At 42.9% G+C, this 13,870-nt stretch carries 16 protein-coding genes and 1 pseudogene; 9 read left to right on the plus strand and 8 right to left on the minus strand.

All coding sequences use genetic code 11. From position 1 onward, the window contains the following. Positions 1-184: 184 nt before the first annotated feature. Entirely contained in the window at positions 185-562 is a 378-nt protein-coding gene (locus AC4CVD_RS15685; RefSeq protein ID WP_490753409.1) for a GNAT family N-acetyltransferase, read from the minus strand. Between the two features lie 92 nt (positions 563-654). On the opposite strand from AC4CVD_RS15685, the gene hisB reads away from it, so the two are divergent. From hisB to hisA, 5 genes are all read left to right on the plus strand, one after another. After that, complete coding sequence (hisB, locus tag AC4CVD_RS15690) at positions 655-1,248, plus strand: imidazoleglycerol-phosphate dehydratase HisB (RefSeq protein WP_004691554.1); 594 nt, start codon at positions 655-657, stop codon at positions 1,246-1,248. Next, positions 1,248-1,865, plus strand: a complete 618-nt coding sequence (gene hisH, locus AC4CVD_RS15695) for an imidazole glycerol phosphate synthase subunit HisH (RefSeq protein ID WP_058951611.1) — start codon at positions 1,248-1,250, stop codon at positions 1,863-1,865. The genes hisB and hisH overlap by 1 nt, the downstream gene beginning before the upstream one ends. A gap of 288 nt (positions 1,866-2,153) precedes the next feature. Further along, entirely contained in the window at positions 2,154-2,618 is a 465-nt protein-coding gene (locus AC4CVD_RS15700; protein WP_490753410.1) for a DUF805 domain-containing protein, read from the plus strand. Positions 2,619-2,710: 92 nt separating this feature from the next. Beyond that, the gene (locus tag AC4CVD_RS15705) at positions 2,711-3,379 is read left to right on the plus strand and encodes a 3'-5' exonuclease (protein ID WP_490753411.1); all 669 of its coding nucleotides are present in this window, start codon (positions 2,711-2,713) and stop codon (positions 3,377-3,379) included. 79 nt (positions 3,380-3,458) lie between these two features. Beyond that, positions 3,459-4,190 (plus strand): 1-(5-phosphoribosyl)-5-[(5-phosphoribosylamino)methylideneamino]imidazole-4-carboxamide isomerase, encoded by a 732-nt coding sequence (hisA, locus tag AC4CVD_RS15710; protein WP_490753412.1) that lies wholly within the window; start codon positions 3,459-3,461, stop codon positions 4,188-4,190. Positions 4,191-4,267: 77 nt separating this feature from the next. Here the strand turns inward: hisA and AC4CVD_RS15715 are convergent, their stop codons facing one another. Further along, positions 4,268-4,816 (minus strand): helix-turn-helix domain-containing protein, encoded by a 549-nt coding sequence (locus AC4CVD_RS15715; RefSeq protein WP_490753413.1) that lies wholly within the window; start codon positions 4,814-4,816, stop codon positions 4,268-4,270. A 91-nt stretch (positions 4,817-4,907) separates the two neighbouring features. On the opposite strand from AC4CVD_RS15715, the gene AC4CVD_RS15720 reads away from it, so the two are divergent. Next, entirely contained in the window at positions 4,908-5,807 is a 900-nt protein-coding gene (locus AC4CVD_RS15720; RefSeq protein ID WP_005401386.1) for a DMT family transporter, read from the plus strand. 72 nt (positions 5,808-5,879) lie between these two features. Here the strand turns inward: AC4CVD_RS15720 and AC4CVD_RS15725 are convergent, their stop codons facing one another. Both AC4CVD_RS15725 and AC4CVD_RS15730 read right to left on the minus strand, forming a co-directional pair. Then, on the minus strand, positions 5,880-7,292 hold the full coding sequence (locus AC4CVD_RS15725; RefSeq protein ID WP_490753534.1) for an NAD(P)/FAD-dependent oxidoreductase: 1,413 nt from the start codon (positions 7,290-7,292) through the stop codon (positions 5,880-5,882). A gap of 40 nt (positions 7,293-7,332) precedes the next feature. Continuing rightward, complete coding sequence (locus tag AC4CVD_RS15730; RefSeq protein WP_407637057.1) at positions 7,333-8,634, minus strand: APC family permease; 1,302 nt, start codon at positions 8,632-8,634, stop codon at positions 7,333-7,335. Between the two features lie 128 nt (positions 8,635-8,762). On the opposite strand from AC4CVD_RS15730, the pseudogene AC4CVD_RS15735 reads away from it, so the two are divergent. Next, positions 8,763-9,122, plus strand: a pseudogene (locus AC4CVD_RS15735) (helix-turn-helix domain-containing protein). A gap of 337 nt (positions 9,123-9,459) precedes the next feature. Here AC4CVD_RS15735 and AC4CVD_RS15740 read toward each other — a convergent pair. From AC4CVD_RS15740 to AC4CVD_RS15750, 3 genes are read right to left on the minus strand one after another with little or no spacing between them, the layout of a single operon-like run. Next, complete coding sequence (locus tag AC4CVD_RS15740) at positions 9,460-9,852, minus strand: DUF4870 family protein (protein ID WP_004691561.1); 393 nt, start codon at positions 9,850-9,852, stop codon at positions 9,460-9,462. A gap of 28 nt (positions 9,853-9,880) precedes the next feature. Next, positions 9,881-10,510 carry a DUF1294 domain-containing protein gene (locus tag AC4CVD_RS15745; RefSeq protein ID WP_004978150.1) on the minus strand — a complete coding sequence of 210 codons (630 nt, stop codon included), beginning with the start codon at positions 10,508-10,510 and terminating at the stop codon, positions 9,881-9,883. A 13-nt stretch (positions 10,511-10,523) separates the two neighbouring features. Next, complete coding sequence (locus AC4CVD_RS15750) at positions 10,524-11,474, minus strand: homoserine kinase (RefSeq protein ID WP_291390103.1); 951 nt, start codon at positions 11,472-11,474, stop codon at positions 10,524-10,526. Positions 11,475-11,587: 113 nt separating this feature from the next. Here AC4CVD_RS15750 and hisF point away from each other — a divergent pair, with 113 nt between their 5' ends. Both hisF and AC4CVD_RS15760 read left to right on the plus strand, forming a co-directional pair. Further along, complete coding sequence (gene hisF, locus AC4CVD_RS15755) at positions 11,588-12,346, plus strand: imidazole glycerol phosphate synthase subunit HisF (RefSeq protein ID WP_004691571.1); 759 nt, start codon at positions 11,588-11,590, stop codon at positions 12,344-12,346. A 141-nt stretch (positions 12,347-12,487) separates the two neighbouring features. Next, positions 12,488-12,883 (plus strand): hypothetical protein, encoded by a 396-nt coding sequence (locus tag AC4CVD_RS15760; protein WP_227518519.1) that lies wholly within the window; start codon positions 12,488-12,490, stop codon positions 12,881-12,883. Positions 12,884-13,220: 337 nt separating this feature from the next. On the opposite strand, the gene AC4CVD_RS15765 is transcribed toward AC4CVD_RS15760, so the two are convergent. Beyond that, entirely contained in the window at positions 13,221-13,859 is a 639-nt protein-coding gene (locus AC4CVD_RS15765; protein ID WP_201952735.1) for a hypothetical protein, read from the minus strand. Between the last annotated feature and the right edge of the window lie 11 nt (positions 13,860-13,870).

Below are 13,870 nucleotides of genomic sequence, written 5' to 3' on the forward strand. Positions count from 1 at the left end.
TGTCGCGTATTAAACAGTTTAAGCGAAGCAGCGTCAAGTCCGTTTTCAAAAAAATCATTTGAGTGTTTACTTTTACAGCAAACCCAACACCCTTCGTACATTTTTTGAGTCATTCTTTGCACTTAAAGCACGTCACCATCCCTATTCATGAAAAAAAGCAGCCCAAAGACTGCTTTAAAAAAGCTTAAATTTTACCAATGTGCTCTAAGCAACGGTGAATCGCACCACAGCCCGGCTCGAACACTTTCACACCTTTGGATTCTTCCATACGACAGACTTCTTCAACCAGTCGCTCCGCAACCCCTCGTCCACGGTTTGCAGGATGTACTACGATGTATTCTAAGGTTTTATTTTCACCCTGCCCATTACACCAAATGGCACCAATGACTTTAGTATTAAATTCTGCGGTGTAAAGTAAGGTATACTGAGCTAGATTTTGCTCAAGTTGTTCTACGGCATCATGCCCATCGCCAAATTCAGGACTGGTGTCGTACAGTCGCTCTAGCTGGCTGCGCAACTCTTCTTTTTCCAGTGAAGTATAAGCGTGTACGGTAATAGGCATTGATAAACCCTCCTGAGCAATCTAATATGCGGTGACTTCGTTACGGCGAAACATTTTACATCAATTATTTGACGTCTTTGAGGAACGTGTCTATGACAGAACGTATCAGTGAAGTGGTAAGAAATACCAACGAAACCAAAATTCGAGTTCGTGTAAACCTCGATGGTACGGGTCAAGGCACGCTCAACACAGGTATTCCCTTTTTAGATCATATGATTGATCAAATCAAGCGACATGGCTTATTTGATATTGATATTGAATGTGATGGTGACTTGGAAATTGATGATCACCACACGGTTGAAGACTGTGGTATCACGCTTGGACAGGCTTTTGCCAAAGCTTTAGGTGACAAAAAAGGTTTACGTCGTTATGGTCATTTTTATGCACCGTTAGATGAATCTTTAAGCCGTGCTGTCGTGGACTTATCAGGCCGTCCGGGTTTGTTTATGGATATTCCATTTACCCGCGCCATGATTGGTCGTTTTGATGTGGATCTATTCTCTGAGTTTTTCCAAGGCTTTGTGAACCATGCACTCATGACAGTACACATTGACAACCTCAAAGGGAAAAATAGTCACCACCAAATTGAAAGTGTGTTTAAAGCGTTTGCGCGTGCACTTCGTATGGCCTGTGAAATTGATCCACGTGCAACCAACACCATTGCTTCAACCAAAGGTAGTTTGTAATGACCCGTATTGCCCTTCTTGACTATGGTATGGGTAACCTACACTCAGCAGCAAAAGCGCTTGAGCATGTTGGTGCAACGGTCGATGTGACCAATGATCCCAAGTTAGTGGCTCAAGCTGATAAAATTGTGTTCCCCGGCGTAGGTGCTATGCGTGACTGTATGCAAGGCATGCATGAGGCAGGGATTGATGAAGTCGTTCGTCATGCGGCATTTAATAAGCCTGTATTAGCGATTTGTGTGGGTATGCAAGCGCTGATGCAACGCTCTGAAGAAAATGGCGGAGTCGATGCTCTCGGTATTTTTGAAGGCAGCGTGAAACGCTTTCCTGATGTAGACGGCTTGAAAGTCCCACATATGGGTTGGAACCAAGTTCATCAAGCCGATCCGAGCCATCCGATGTGGAAAGACATTGAACAAGATGCACGTTTTTACTTTGTGCATAGCTTTTATGTTGAACCGAAGAACCCTGGCATTGTGGCGGCGACCTGTGACTATGGTTTAGAGTTCTGCACCGCAATTCATCAAGAAAATTTGTTTGCGACACAGTTTCACCCTGAAAAAAGTCATACCGCAGGTTTGCAACTGCTGAAAAACTTTGTGGAATGGAAAATTTAATTTATTCCAGCTTCTGTTTGATTGAAAAAGCTCAACTTCGGTTGGGCTTTTGTTTATCCAAAATTGATGCATCTAGACTAAAATAAATCAGAAACAGCTTAAGTAAATGAGGCGTGTGACCTCACTCCTGTGCCTTTCAATGTATAAAATCTTTGCTTTACAGCACACTACTACACACCAAATAATTACAATGCCTTTTCATTGTCACCAAATTTGATTATGCTTTGCCTGCTTTTTAGACATTTTTATTTATAAAAAACTTAATTTACAACGATAAGGTAAGTCACTATGACTCAATATGCACAAGAAACTGCGCTGAATGCCGCAGGTCGTTTCGGACGTTTTTCATACCTAGCATGGAACTGTCTACTTGCCATTGTAGCGTCAATTATTCTTGGTATTTTCTTCGCCATCTTTCCTAATACATTCGTGAACTTGGAAACAGGCAACTTCGGTGGCGGCATGATTTTTATCATCCTGATCTATGTTGCGCTGATGTACTTCACGTTTGTATTTACTATTCGTCGCCTACATGACCGCAACCATACGGGCTGGTTATCACTGTTGATGTTGGTGCCTCTTGCCAACGTGATCCTAATGCTTTACCTGATTTTCGCACCAGGCGATGATCGTAGCAACAGCTATGGCTCACCACGCCCAACCGCAGGCTGGGAAGCCGTTTTGGCATGGATTTACATCCTGATTTTCGTTTTAGCGATTATCGGCGGTATTGCGACTGGTTTTATGTCCTAAAATCACCTGTGCAAAACAGCCTGCCTAGGTCGGCTGTTTTGCTAAATCAACGCAAAAGCTTTAGGCTTAAGCAACAGTGGCATAGTCAAAGCATGATGGATTCTTCTTTTCAACACATCCTTCCCAGCAAAGTCGAAATTCAAAAATTTCCTCGTTTTCAAAATTTGCCAAAACAAGCAATTCATGTCATTCAAAACTTAGAACAGTGTGAAGCAATCCGCGCTGAACTGGAACAGGTTGCCATCTTCGGTTTTGACAGCGAGTCCAAACCGACCTTTCAAGTGGGAGAAGTCTCCACGGGTCCGCATTTAATTCAACTGGTCAGCATCGAGCATGCTTATTTGTTTCAAATGAGTCCACCCATTTGGAGCTTCCTTGCACCATTTTTGGCGAATCCAGACCAGCTCAAAGTGGGCTTTGGTTTAAAAAATGATGCCCATCTGTTCCGTAAAAAGGGTTTTGAACTCAAGGGTGTGGTTGAGCTGTCAAAATGCTTTGCCAGCTTTGGTTTGACCAACCCTGTCGGCATTAAAAATGCCATCGCCCTGCTGTTTCAACTCAACTTCCCCAAAAGCAAAAAAGTCAGCACTTCAAATTGGGCGAGGAAAATACTCACGCCTGAACAAGTTGACTATGCCGCTGCGGATGCCTATGCGGCGCTGTTGGTTTTTGAAGAATTGCGGCGTTTAGAGCGACTCCCAAAAGATATTTCCAAAGAATTAGAGAAAACAACAAAACCTTGTCGTCATGAAAAGCTGTAACAGATGCTTAGAAAATTGCCAATACTTTGCTAAGATGACGGACATTGATTTTATTTAAGATTTGGCTAGGAGCGAAAGCATGCTGATCATCCCTGCAATTGACCTGAAAGATGGCAAATGTGTTCGTTTAAAACAAGGTCGTATGGAAGACGATACGGTTTTTTCTGATGATCCTGTTGCAACTGCACAGCACTGGGTAAATGAAGGCGCGCGTCGCTTACATTTGGTCGATTTAAATGGTGCTTTCGCTGGTACGCCAATTCATAAACCTGTGGTTGAAGCCATTGCTCGCGCGCAACCTGAGCTGCCCATTCAAATCGGCGGCGGTATTCGCTCACTAGAAACCATTGAACACTACTTAGAAGCGGGTGTGTCTTTTGTCATTATTGGCACCAAAGCAGTTCAAAATCCTGAGTTTGTTGAAGAAGCTTGTAAGAAATTTGCAGGTCATATCATTGTCGGCATTGATGCCATGAATGGCATGGTGGCCACCGATGGCTGGGCCAATGTGACCGATGTGAAAGCAACCGATTTGGCCAAACGTTTTGCCGATGCAGGCGTATCGAGCATTGTCTATACCGACATTGCACGTGATGGGATGATGCAGGGTGTGAACGTTGAGCAAACTGTTCAACTGGCACAATACTCTGGCTTACCTGTAATTGCATCAGGTGGTGTGACCAACCTTGATGACGTACGTAACCTCAAAGGTCAACCGGGTATTTTGGGTGCAATTACCGGTCGTGCGATTTATGAAGGCAGTTTAAACCTACGTGAAGCACAATTGCTATTAGATGAACAATCGTTCTAACTGTAGAATTTAAAAAAGAGGTCTATGGACCTCTTTTTTTATGCGCTAAATATCAGTGTGTAAGATCTGCATCTTATTTAATAAATCGCATTACGAATAAACTTTAACGGTACAGTTCCACGGTTGATATATTGGTATTCGATGGCACTGGAAAAAACAATCGACTCTCCTACACCCAAGACTTTCATGTCGCCTGCCAAATCCAAAGTTAACTCCCCCTCCATCACATAGAGCATCTCACGCCAACCGACTGGGTCAGGTTCTGCACTATAGTGCTCATTTGGGGCAAGCACCCATGTCCACAATTCAACTTTTTGTGTTGCTGCCGCCGAGGCCAATAATTTTGCTTCACTGTGTGCTTGTGTACCCTGCCAAGCCAGAACGTTGACGACCGCTTGACCTTGCTGTTCAGGTGCAGCAATCATCTGTACAAAATCGACCTCAAGCACATCGGCAATCAAGCTGAGTTTTGCCAAACTAATATTGTCCTGCCCTGATTCAACCCCAGCCACCATACGTCGGCTTAAACCAGCCAAATCCGCTAGTTGTTGCTGGCTCAGGCCTTTTAAGCTTCGATAATGACGCACATTTTGACTGACGTGTTGTAGTACCGCAGGAGACTTCATAAAGTTCAATCAAAAAAATATTGAGCAATATATTGCACACAAAAACAAAGCATGACAAGCTATGTGCAATATATTGCACACCAGTTCTTTTATGTTGAATACTCAGCTCGGTTCTAAAGCGCCTGTCATTGCACTGATTCTAATTACCTTTATTTGGGGTGGTACCTTCTTGGCCGTGAAATATGCCTTAAATTTCAGCTCCCCCATGTTCTTTGTGGGCTGTCGTTTCGCCTGCGCCGCGACAATTATTGGCTTATTTTCCTATCAACATTTAAAACACATTACCCGACAAGACCTGTGGGCAGGTGCATTGATTGGCTGTATGGTCACTATTGGCTATGGCACACAAACAGTCGGACTACAAACGGTCAGTAGCAGTGAATCTGCCTTTTTAACTGCACTATATGTGCCTTTGGTACCTGTATTATTGTGGCTGATCTTTCGTAAAGTGCCCCATTTTATGATTTGGATCGGTGCGCTCTGTGCGTTTATGGGCTTAGTCTTACTCACAGGCAATAGTCTGAATTCAATTTCACTGAATTTTGGCCAGACCTTAACCCTACTCGGTGCAATCGCTATAGCGATGGAAATTATCCTGATTGGCTATTTTGCCCCAACAGTCGATATTGGTCGAGTAACGGTGATTCAACTTGCAGTTGCCTCTGTGCTCGCCTTTGCAGCCATGCCATTGGCAGGTGAACACCGCATTCCAGACTTTTCATGGCCTTTACTAAGTATCGCACTCGGCTTGGGTCTTGCCAGTGCCGTGATTCAATATGTAATGAATTGGGCACAGCGCTCAGTCAATCCATCTCAAGCGGCAATTATTTATGCAGGAGAGCCTGTATGGGCGGCATTGTTTGGGCGACTTGCAGGAGAACGTTTGGCACCACTGGCTTTGTTGGGCGGACTTTTGGTGGTGTTTGGCATTATGATCAGTGAATGGAAACCGAAACTGCTGAAGTCGAAAAAGAATGTCGAACAACTTTAGCCTATCTCCGAAACGCAAAAACTGCTGAATCAAGTGATCAATGGCCACCAATTCAGCAGTATGGTCAGGTGATTAGAATGACACCATCTTGCCCGGATTAATCATTGCTCCGAGTCCATACATGCTTTTGGCTATTGGAATGACCAACGGCGCCAGTGCACGGCCAAAAGGAATGTTCTGATGTTGAATACAGGTCAACATATTAAAGTCATCACTCTGACCGCAGAAATCATCCGCAATGGCTTTACCAATACGCACTGTTTGCGCAACACCATGTCCACTCCACCCCTGAACAGCATAGATTGGGTATTGGCTGCCAAATTTGCGACTATCTGCGGCACCATTAACGGTTAAATCGGTCGTGCCACTCCACACAAAATCAAGCTGGACCTGCTCTAACTGAGGAAATACGTGTTGAATACGTCCTAGCAAATAGTCATGGGTTTGTTCAGGACTCCAACACGAACCCGTGCCTTCACCGCCAAATAACAATCGGTTTTTCGAGACCCCGCGGTAGTAGTCAATTTGAAACTGGGTGTCGTATACAGGCAGATCCGTCGGCAATAGCTCTTTCAAATCCAGTGCTAAAGGCGCAGTGGTACACACATAAGTATAAAAAGGAATGGTGGTTTGATTGCGTTCTTCTAAGAGTTTAAATGAGGCATGATGTACGCCCATCACCACACTTTTACGTGCTTTAATCACGCCTTGGGCTGTGGTCACATAAATACCATCTGTACGCTCCTGAATTGACTGTACTTCCGTCTGTTCATAAATCGTGCCACCGTTTTGGCAAAAGCCATAAGCCAAACCACGCGTCAAGGCTAAAGGATGAATATGTCCCCCGAGCTGATCCAACTGACCGCCAAAATAGTTGTCGGATTGCACATGCTCACGTAATTCATCTTGGGTCAACATTGAGGTATTTTTTTCATCTAAATAGTGACGCGCCTGCATACCTTCACGCAGTGCATCTAAATGTCCAGAGTGTACCGCTGCCGTCAAGTGTCCATGTTTACGTTGCACATCTAAGTCATATTTTTCAGTGATGCTATCAATCAAAGCCATCGCTTCCGTTGAGGTAAAGTGCCATAACTTTTTAGCTTCTTCAAAGCTGAAATGCTCAATCATGGTTTCGGCTTCCCAACGTGCCAACCCCGGTGTGAGTTGCCCACCATTGCGCCCTGAGGCAGCACTGCCCACTCGGTTTTTTTCAACCAAGACCGTATCGACACCCTGCTCCGACAAATGCAGTGCAGCCGATGCTCCCAGTAAGCCACCGCCTATCACGACCACGTCACATTCGATATCCGCATTTAAAGGCTCAAACTCATGCCATGCTTGTAACGAGCTTTCGTAGTAATTGGCTGGATGACTAAACGCAGCACACTGCGGGTTCAACCAATTCCACTCTTTACCACTTTGCATTGTAGAACTAGCTTTGTATTCAACGTCATCTAAAAATGTCGGTTTATTCATCTTCATTTCATTCACACTCAATATCTATCTCATTTTCATGCAGGTTTTAATATGCATTTCCAATCACAATGTTTTGTCTTTTCAATTTCTTATAAATAAATAGACCAATGCCTATCGCCAACCAAGAGCAACCAAAAATCAATGCATTTCGTTCTAAATTGACCCAGAGGCAAAGCATCACCAATACAGATAACAAGGGAAGAATCAAATTGAGGCATTTGTTTTTAATGCCTTGGGTTTGTTTTTCCAACAGATAGAACTTCACAAAAACCGAGAAATTCACCGCAGTAAAGGCAATCAAAGCACCGAAGCTAATCATGCTGACCACAGTCGCAAGATCTAGAAAAATGGCCGATAGCGAAATCAGGCCAATACTTAAGACGGCATAAAGTGGCGTACCTAATTTTGCATGGAGCTGCCCAAAGGTTGCTTTGGGGAAAATGCCATCCTTCGCCATAATATGAATCAGACGTGAAGCGCTGGCATGGGTGGCTAAACCTGAAGCGAAGGTATTCATGATTTGGGCACATAAAAATACGGCTTGGAAAAGTGCTCCCCCCACATAGAGGACAATTTCAGGTAAGGCTTCGTCAGGGTTGTTAAAACGCACATTGCTTGGAAAATACAGCTGGATAAACCATGAGGCACTAATAAAAATTCCGCCCCCGAGCAACGTGGTAAGCAGCACGGCACGTGGAATATTCTTTTGCGGATCTTTAGTTTCATGGGACATGGTCGTGACCGCATCAAAACCCAAAAATGAAAAACATAAAATCGATGCACCCGCAATCAAAGGCAAAACAGAACTGTCTCCATTAAATAGCGGGGCTAAAGTCAGTACATGATCATAGCCTTGTTCAGAACCCACGCCTTGAATGACTAGATAGATAAATAAGACCATCAGCAGTAAGGGTAAAAGTACAAACAACAGACTTAAATTTGCCAAAATATTGATTCGGAAACAGTTAATCAGCGTAACCAAACCCGTGAATAGAACTACCCATAGCCAATACGGCACACTCGGGATCACAGCTTCTAAGTAAATACTTGCCAGTAAGGCATTCACCAAGGGCAACAAAATATAATCTAGCAGTGAACACCAGCCGACAAAAAAGCCTGCTTTAGCTCCACACGACTGTGCCGTGTAGTTATAGGCAGAACCTGAGTCACCACTGATTCGGCTAAAACGTGCATAACTAAATGCGGTCAGTAACATTGCAACCAACGCCAAAATATAAGCCAATGGCACACGCCCATCGGTGATCCCAGACACAATCCCAAAGGTATCAAACACGACCATCGGGGTCATATAGGCCACACCAATAATGACCACTTGCCATAGTGACATTTTCTTTAAAGAAAAATCTGCATTTTTCACCGAAATCACCATCTTTCATTTTTAATCTAGTGATTTTGGTTTTTGCAACAACTATGCCATATAATAACAGCTTCGCTATTTTAAAAATATTGAATTAAATGCCAAAGTACGATTTAGAAACCCGAAAAGCAGCGATTCAACGCTATAAACTCACGGATTATAAGGTTGCCGTTTGCAAGGAATTCAACATCTCTCGTGTGACCTTAGACGCATGGATTAAGCTCGAAGAAGAAACAGGCGGCTTGTCTCCAAAAGTAGCCAAAAGCCGTGGAGCACCCAGCCATATAAAAGACTGGAGTGCATTTTAAGTATTTGTTAAAAATACAAAATTTCAAAATATTAGCGATTTAGTTCCACTTTTTGAACAACACTTTGGCTATTCTGTTTCTTATGCAGTTTTGGTTCGTGCCATCCATGTTTTGGGACTAAAACGTCGTCGAGGAAGATTCTACGCTTAGTCAAAAAAGGACTATCTTTTATAATATTCTCTACGCATATATTCATATAAATAACTGTACATTAATGTAAAGTTAATTTATTAAAAATGTAAGTTATTATTATTAAAAAAGTAATTATTTATAAATAAAAATGTAAGTTATAAATATTAAAAAAGTAAATTTATTAATATAAAAAGGTAAATATTTAAATTCAATTTAGTAAGGTGCTTTTTAAAAGCCTGCGCAAAAATAGAGACACTGCTGCATCAGCTGGGTTCATCTCGGTGCATAAATCTCATCCCAAAAGATACAGACCTAAAAAAAGGGCACACTGCCCTTTTTTAAATCCCATCACTTGTTATTGATACATGGGTTGATTGTCGTTTAAACGAATAATGCCTTTAATGGCACGATATACAATCCACACCCATGACAACCCAATCACAGACACGCAGAAGGTTGAAGCACCGAGTGCGACACCTGCGAAAGCGGTGGCATTTTCACCCGTAAAGAATAAGAAAATAAATGGCACAAAGGCAATCACGTTCCAAATCAAATACCACCAAAAGGTGCGAATCTGCCAAGTAAAATGGCTCTCAAAAATGGAACCACGCACAGAGCCACGCTTCACATAATTAATCACTAAAGCAATAATGGCTAAAATCCCTGCGGAAAAAATCGCAACGATATACAAAATATAAAGAATAAAAGTCAGACTACGATTCGGATCTTGATCGACTGAATAATTCATATTGTCCCTCATGAAGTGGGCTTGAACTTTAAATAGGCAAACTATTGAAAGGAGAAATAAGCCATAAAATTAAAAGAATATTGAATAGAATTGTACAAAAGTAAATCTTTCTAAAGGGTTGTTTTTGTGTTTTATGTCGTAGCTTTTGCTGCGCTAACCATGCTGCAGGCCAACCGCCCAAAAATGAAAGGAGATGTAATGTATTTTCAGGTACACGGCGCTGTCCATTTTGCGCAGCTTCTTTATCTTGCGCATAGAACCAATAACTGGCCGCATTCATCACACTAATCAACAGCAGCACCAATCCACTCAAACGCCCCAGCAATACCAATAGCACCAAAAACACGATGTATGCCACCGACGTAATTTGCATTGGACTCCAGCGTTGACCCTGTTCGGTCTTTATCGATGAGACTTTTGAGGTACGGCTCTTTTGGGTTTGTGATGCTTTTAAATAACTAACTTGCTGTGCACGATAACGCCCTTGCGCATCCACAAGCACGTTGTATTCCAACGCACAGCCTAAAATAGGACGAGGACCTTGCCGAGCAAAGTCCTTGATATGTAAAAACACGCGATCTTTGCTGTCATCGTTGGGCTGAATAAAGCCATAGCCTTTTTCATCAAACCATTCAACGAGTCGTCCTTGGTCACGCATTTTTCTTTCCTATTTAAGCAGTTACAAATTTTAGGCGGTCAATCACCATATTACGCATTTCGGCAGGATTTTTCTGCAAAATGTCATCCCCCGTACGGCCTTGTTCAGCATTTTTTTGTGCCACTTGTAGACGCATCATCCAAAAACGCGCAGCGGCCATTGCAAGATACAACTCGAGACAAGATTTTTCATCGGCAGTCAAAGGACGAATGCTTTCATAGGCGTTTAAGAATGCAATGGCTTTGTCTTCATTTAAATGCACACTTGGATATTCGGTACAGAAATCATTCAGGGTAATCGCAATATCAAACAAGAACTCATCTTTATTCAGTTCATAAAAGTCTAAAATGCCTTTGAGCTGATTGCCCTCAAACAAAGTGTTGTCACGGAATAAATCTGAGTGGATAAAGCCCTTTGGACGATTCGGATAAACCGCCGCTAATGCGTCATATAACCCCAATAACTTATTGAGTAGTGCTTGATCCGCCTCACTTAATGTCGGTTTCATTTGTAACGCTACAGCGAGCCAGTAATCATGGTCACGGTATTCTGCACGCTCCAATGGAAAATCTTGCAGTGCGACGTGCATTTGCGCTTGTGCAACCGCAATCGCCTCGGCTTGCTCAAGGGTCGCAGGCATGGGATGTTTGCCCATCATCCGTGGGGCAATTTGGGCAGGTTTATCTTTTAAACTATGAATGGCTTTGCCTGAGTGACTTAAAGGTACAGGAACCACTAAACCAGCCTGACCTAAATGCTCAAGCACAGGAACCAACTCGCCTGCGCCCTGTTCATCCATTTCTTCAAATACAGTCAATACATACTGCACAGCATTTTCACACACAATAAAATAGTTCGTATTTTGAATACCGCCTTGAATTGGGATCAGATCGATTACCTCAAGTCCATAAGGTGCTGCAAACGCCTGAACTTCCTGTAAAGTCAAAGTGGTATAAACCGACATATAAAACCTGCAAAAAAACTTACATAAGTTTGATAGAATACCCGCTCCGACTATTAAGGTGTAGCATCTAAGTCGCGAAGTTTCATAATCGGCTGTTATTTTTGGAAAAAATTATGCTAGCTAAACGTATTATTCCTTGCCTCGACGTAGACAACGGTCGTGTAGTGAAAGGTGTTCAATTCCTTGATATTCGTGATGCAGGTGACCCAGTAGAAGTAGCACGTCGATATAACGAACAAGGTGCTGATGAAATTACCTTCTTAGACATTACCGCAACTTCGAATGGTCGTGACACGACTTATCGTACGGTTGAACGCATGGCTGAAACGGTTTTTGTTCCCTTAACGGTCGGTGGTGGCGTTCGCAAAGTTGAAGACATTCGTCTCTTACTCAATGCTGGTGCGGACAAAGTCAGCATTAACTCAGCAGCGGTGTTTAACCCAGAATTTGTACAAGAAGCATCGCAACGCTTTGGCGCACAGTGTATTGTGGTTGCCATTGACGCAAAAAAAACAGGCGAGAATAAATGGGAAATTTTTACCCATGGCGGCCGTAAACCAACGGGTATTGATGCAATTGAATGGTCCGTGAAAATGGCCGACTTTGGTGCAGGTGAACTGCTGATTACTTCGATGGATGCCGATGGCACCAAAGCAGGTTATGACCTTGAGCTGATGCGTCAAATCAATGACCGCGTCACCATTCCAACCATTGCTTCGGGCGGTGTCGGAAACTTACAACACTTGGCCGATGGTATTTTAAAAGGTGGTGCAGACGCTGTACTGGCTGCTTCGATTTTCCACTTTGGACAACACACCATTCCTGAAGCGAAAAAATACCTTGCAGAGCAAGGTATTGAAATGCGTCTATAAACAGACCATAACCGTAAAACCTATGAAAAGAGTACTTTCGAGTACTCTTTTTTATCATTTTAAAGATGAGAAAAAATGTATCACTTAGAGCTAATCTTATTTATTTGTGGTCTATTGATCTGTTTTGTTTTCATCCTTTTGATGAAGAAATATGCTGACCGCCCTTTCGGTATGCTGGCTGTACTGTTACTCCTTGGTTTATGCCTGTTTAGCTATATCAGCTTCTGCAAATATCAGTTTAAACAGTATTATGAAAAAGCGTTGATTGCACCTGATCAAATTCGGGCTTGTGGTATTTTTACACAATGGTCAGAGGTCACCCATTACCGACGGCACAACATCAGCACTGAAAAAGTGTTTTACTTTCAGAGTGATCGACAAGCTTTTTTATTTAGCAATAGTCCACGTGCCAGACAAAGCTTCCCTGATCTCAAAACCTTAAACATCAACGAGCATGTGTGCTTTCAGTTTTCCCCTGACTATACCGATGAAATGGATCGCTATATTTTAACGGACTTTAAAAAGCAGGCGAATTAAAAGACTCAATTACGCTGTACTTCGGCACAGCTGAGCTAACGCTGAGTTGAACAGTACTATCGATTATGCAGTAGATGTTAAAGCTTAGAATGCTCGCTGGCTCTTGACCACAATTATGCTCTCAATTTTTGAGATAAAAAAAGGGAGTCTTGCGACTCCCTATAAACCTAGAATAACGACAACATTGTCTTGTTAAACTGGAAAATGAAAAATGACGTACTAGTGCTCATGAGATGATCTCACCTCATCAACAGCTTTACTATAGAATGTTCAAATGACGAAATATTGACAATACACACCAATATTATTGACAAATCACGACAAAATACCCATTCAGTTATCCTGCAACCGTTTCAGTCGTCTGCGCTGAGTTCAGTGGAATCGCTTCAGGTGCCTTAACCCATTTTGCAGGGAAGACCTGATTGACCCACTGGGTGAGCTTATTCGACACCACTTGGGGTAAAGCAATACCCAGCGGATTTTGCTCTTGCAAATCCAATGAGGAAATGACCCGCGTTCCTAAAATATAATCAAACCATGGCTTGGTCACACACCAGTTAGCATCCTGATTGGAGTTCATATGATGATCATAATGCCAAGGAATCTTACGCATTGCCCAGTCTGGCTCTAAGTGCGCACGGCGGTGGATGTAATAATAATTTCCTGCACTGTACAACACAGACAATGTCATGCCTTTGGAGACAGGATAAAATAATGTCCCAAACACACCCGCCACGACAGCGAGTGACACGATTTCATTTTTGGTACGCCAGTTGCTCCAACCTTCAACATAACCATGATCGTGAAACGTAGTTTTCCGTACTTCTCGGTGATGCTCCCAATGCGATTTCATGCTGTCAGGCACAGGGCTATAGCGTGGCTTTCCAGCACGGTGTGTTCCATGCAAAATATATTTATGTGCAACCCACTCAAACGCATTGGCAACCACCAGTCCTGCGACAAAACCCTTCCACATGGCAAATTCCT

It is taken from the genome of Acinetobacter sp. LipI_23, assembly GCF_058243045.1.

Excerpts from the sequence above, each read along its gene's own strand:
- AC4CVD_RS15685 (WP_490753409.1), bottom strand. The coding sequence starts at position 562 with ATGCCTATTACCGTACACGCTTATACTTCACTGGAAAAAGAAGAGTTG.
- hisB (WP_004691554.1), top strand. The coding sequence starts at position 655 with ATGACAGAACGTATCAGTGAAGTGGTAAGAAATACCAACGAAACCAAA.
- hisH (WP_058951611.1), top strand. The coding sequence starts at position 1,248 with ATGACCCGTATTGCCCTTCTTGACTATGGTATGGGTAACCTACACTCA.
- AC4CVD_RS15700 (WP_490753410.1), top strand. The coding sequence starts at position 2,154 with ATGACTCAATATGCACAAGAAACTGCGCTGAATGCCGCAGGTCGTTTC.
- AC4CVD_RS15705 (WP_490753411.1), top strand. The coding sequence starts at position 2,711 with ATGATGGATTCTTCTTTTCAACACATCCTTCCCAGCAAAGTCGAAATT.
- hisA (WP_490753412.1), top strand. The coding sequence starts at position 3,459 with ATGCTGATCATCCCTGCAATTGACCTGAAAGATGGCAAATGTGTTCGT.
- AC4CVD_RS15715 (WP_490753413.1), bottom strand. The coding sequence starts at position 4,816 with ATGAAGTCTCCTGCGGTACTACAACACGTCAGTCAAAATGTGCGTCAT.
- AC4CVD_RS15720 (WP_005401386.1), top strand. The coding sequence starts at position 4,908 with ATGTTGAATACTCAGCTCGGTTCTAAAGCGCCTGTCATTGCACTGATT.
- AC4CVD_RS15725 (WP_490753534.1), bottom strand. The coding sequence starts at position 7,292 with ATGAAGATGAATAAACCGACATTTTTAGATGACGTTGAATACAAAGCT.
- AC4CVD_RS15730 (WP_407637057.1), bottom strand. The coding sequence starts at position 8,634 with ATGTCACTATGGCAAGTGGTCATTATTGGTGTGGCCTATATGACCCCG.
- AC4CVD_RS15740 (WP_004691561.1), bottom strand. The coding sequence starts at position 9,852 with ATGAATTATTCAGTCGATCAAGATCCGAATCGTAGTCTGACTTTTATT.
- AC4CVD_RS15745 (WP_004978150.1), bottom strand. The coding sequence starts at position 10,510 with ATGCGTGACCAAGGACGACTCGTTGAATGGTTTGATGAAAAAGGCTAT.
- AC4CVD_RS15750 (WP_291390103.1), bottom strand. The coding sequence starts at position 11,474 with ATGTCGGTTTATACCACTTTGACTTTACAGGAAGTTCAGGCGTTTGCA.
- hisF (WP_004691571.1), top strand. The coding sequence starts at position 11,588 with ATGCTAGCTAAACGTATTATTCCTTGCCTCGACGTAGACAACGGTCGT.
- AC4CVD_RS15760 (WP_227518519.1), top strand. The coding sequence starts at position 12,488 with ATGAAGAAATATGCTGACCGCCCTTTCGGTATGCTGGCTGTACTGTTA.
- AC4CVD_RS15765 (WP_201952735.1), bottom strand. The coding sequence starts at position 13,859 with ATGTGGAAGGGTTTTGTCGCAGGACTGGTGGTTGCCAATGCGTTTGAG.